Source organism: Mesorhizobium sp. (genome assembly GCF_004962925.1).
In the GTDB taxonomy this organism is placed as follows: domain Bacteria; phylum Pseudomonadota; class Alphaproteobacteria; order Rhizobiales; family Rhizobiaceae; genus Mesorhizobium.
The window spans coordinates 328-3,271 of the sequence record NZ_SUEO01000165.1; the positions used below are offsets into that span (position 1 = coordinate 328).

Consider the following 2,944-nt stretch of genomic DNA (forward strand, 5'->3'; position numbering starts at 1 on the left):
GTGGCCGACTGCAAGCGGGCCGTCGAAACGGCGATCGCTCATTTCGGCACCATCAACGCGCTGGTCAACGCCGCCGCCACCTCGGCGCGCGGTTCGCTGGTCGAGACGAGTGAAGAGCTTTTCGACCAGATCTTCCAGACCAATGTGCGCGGCCCCTTCTTCCTGATGCAGGGCGTGGTGGCGCAGCTGCTCGCCCGCAAGGCGCCTGGCTCGATCGTCAATGTCCTGTCGATGTCGGCGCATTGCGGCCAGTCGTTCCTGGCGCCCTATTCGTCGAGCAAGGGCGCATTGGCGACGCTGACCAAGAATGTCGCCAATGCGTACCGCAGCAACCGCATCCGCTGCAACTCGGTGCTGCCCGGCTGGATGGACACCGAGGGCGAGGCGATCGTGCAGAAGAAATGGCACGATGCACCTGACGATTGGCTGGAAAAGGCCGAGGCCGCGCAGCCGATGGGCCAATTGGTGAAGCCGGACCAGCTCGCCCGGCTGATCAGCTATATGGTCAGCCCGCAGTCGGGCGTCATGACCGGGTCGCTGGTCGACTACGACCAGAACATCGCCGGATCGTCGCCAGAGTAGGATCAGCCGAGTAGCCTCATCGTCCAGAAGCAGCTCGGCCATGCGTCGGCCGAGATGACCCGAATATATCAACGCCGGCGCGATCGGTTCGACCAAACTCACCAAGGCACCCGGGCTCTGAAAAACCCTCTCCTTCCCTGTTGCCGCCGTATCGCCATCCCCATATAGTCAAGATGGTCAGAATGGTCATGGAGGTCGAAATGCTGGCTGCGCCCAAAGAGGATACCAATTGGACGGTCGCTGGGGCAAAAGCCCGGCTCTCGGAGGTTATTGAGCGCGCCCAGTCATCGCCGCAGACGATCACCAGAAACGGCAAACCAAGCGTGGTTGTCGTCTCGGCCGAGGAATGGCAACGGAAGACCGCGCGCAAGGGTACGCTTGCGGAGTTCCTGCTGGAGTCGCCGCTGCGCGGCGCCGATCTCAACCTTGAGCGTCAGCGCGACGAACCGCGTGATCTGCCGCTGTGAGGCTACTGCTCGATACGAATGTCCTGTCCGAGGTGACAAGGCCGGTTCCGGACGCACGCGTTCTGGACTGGCTGGACGGGCTTGATGAGGACCGCTCATTCATTAGCGTCGTGTCGATCGCCGAGATCCGACGCGGCGTCGCCCTCATGGATGAGGGCCGGAAACGCGAGGCACTGGCCCAATGGCTCGCTCAAGACCTGCCGCAGCGCTTCGAACAGAGGGTTCTTCCTGTGGACGAACCGGTTGCCTTGGCCTGGGGGGACCTGATGGGCCTTGCGAAGCGCCGCGGTCGCGGTCTGTCGTCGATGGACGGCCTGATTGCAGCCACCGCGATTGCGCAGGAGCTCACCTTGGCAACGCGTAACACGAACGATTTCGAAGGCTTTGAGATCGAACTCTTCAATCCTTGGACTGCATGAACCGCCCGGCGCAGCATGTCGGACCTCGAAAACGACTTGAGGCAAGGAGGAGTGCATTTGCTTTCATATCAATTGCTGAAAAACCACGCTGGCATTCTTCTGATCGGCGACTACACGTCTCTTCGATGGCTACACACGGTCGTGCATGACATCAATGAGCGATCGCCGCTCATTAAGGACAGAGAAGGCCTGTTCCTAAGTCTAGCCTACGATGTCCGTAAGGCCTACGAACGCCAACGCGAGATTCTGCAGCCGCCCCCAGATCATGAGGAAATGGGCATCCGTTATGGTGTCCAGGCGCTGTGGCCCGTTATTCTTCTTCAGCAAAGGATGCTGAGGGTATCGCTGGCGTATCTCGAACACACCGCCAAAACCCAGGCCATTGCTTATGCACTGGAGGCCGTAATCGAGGAGGCTCTCGAGGAGGATTTCGCAGCGCTGGCGCTGAAGCAGTTGCGCATTGGCAGCGGCTGGATCCAGCATACCGCAATGTTTTCGATGGCCTCTGGAGCCGTACCGCGATTTTCTGCTCATGGACAAAAGCTGAGCGAAGGCGGCATTTTCTGGACTTACTGTCCAGTTTCGAACCCATGTACGAAACCCTCTACACATACCGCCTTCAACGCGGCGAGAAGAATCTTCTGTCACCTGGAGACCTTTTGGAGTGGGATAACGTCGAATGGCCTGATCCGCGCTGGTAGGCCCAATCAAGCACGTGACAAGCGCCCCGGCTTCGATTATATGAGCCGCATGATCCATCTGACCGCCACGTATTGGTACTTTAGGAGCTCGCTGGCGGCGGGAGGATTGCGCTCGATCTGAAGATTGCAGCATCAAAATCCGAACAGCCGCCAGACCTGGCGGCTTTTTTGTTTCAGCCGGCAGGTCTCCCAATCAGGAGCAGAGAGCCGTGTTGACGACCACAGATGATCTTCGGGTCAAGGAAATAAGGGAATTGAGTACGCCGGACCAGGTGATGCGGGAGATACCGCGCACGCTGACGGCGACGCGCACCGTTGCCGCGTCGCGCAACGCGATCCACGCCGTGCTGACCGGCACTGACGATCGGCTGATCGTCGTCGTCGGCCCCTGTTCGATCCACGACCCGGCCGCTGCCGTGGACTATGCCAGCCGCCTGGCGACGCTGCGCGAGAGCCTGTCGGACCGGCTGGAAATCGTGATGCGCGTCTATTTCGAAAAGCCGCGCACGACGGTCGGCTGGAAGGGCCTGATCAACGATCCTGACCTCGACGGCAGCTTCAACATCGACAAGGGACTGAGGCTGGCCCGCAACGTGCTCTCGGCGGTCAACAATCTCGGCCTTCCCTCAGCGACCGAATTCCTCGACATGGCCACCCCGCAATACATTGCCGACCTCGTCGCCTGGGGCGCGATCGGCGCGCGCACGACCGAGAGCCAGATCCATCGCGAACTCGCATCCGGCCTGTCCTGCCCGGTCGGCTTCAAGAACGGCAC

General features: G+C 60.6%; 5 protein-coding genes and 1 pseudogene. All 6 read left to right on the forward strand.

Features of this window, described 5'->3' with window-relative positions:
• The coding region (locus E5W87_RS25930) for an SDR family oxidoreductase (RefSeq protein ID WP_292404127.1) at positions 1–582 on the forward strand (582 nt) is incomplete at its 5' end.
• Between the two features lie 21 nt (positions 583–603).
• Positions 604–703, forward strand: a pseudogene (locus E5W87_RS25935) (integrase); the annotation flags it as partial.
• A 79-nt stretch (positions 704–782) separates the two neighbouring features.
• Positions 783–1,049, forward strand: coding sequence for a type II toxin-antitoxin system prevent-host-death family antitoxin (locus tag E5W87_RS25940; protein WP_292404168.1), 267 nt, complete (start codon positions 783–785; stop codon positions 1,047–1,049).
• Positions 1,046–1,468 (forward strand): type II toxin-antitoxin system VapC family toxin, encoded by a 423-nt coding sequence (locus E5W87_RS25945; protein ID WP_292404130.1) that lies wholly within the window; start codon positions 1,046–1,048, stop codon positions 1,466–1,468. Before E5W87_RS25940 ends, E5W87_RS25945 begins: the two co-directional genes overlap by 4 nt.
• Before the next feature lie 57 nt (positions 1,469–1,525).
• Positions 1,526–2,290 carry a hypothetical protein gene (locus E5W87_RS25950; protein WP_292404134.1) on the forward strand — a complete coding sequence of 255 codons (765 nt, stop codon included), beginning with the start codon at positions 1,526–1,528 and terminating at the stop codon, positions 2,288–2,290.
• 88 nt (positions 2,291–2,378) lie between these two features.
• A partial coding sequence (locus tag E5W87_RS25955) for a 3-deoxy-7-phosphoheptulonate synthase (protein WP_292404171.1) occupies positions 2,379–2,944 on the forward strand: 566 nt, incomplete at its 3' end.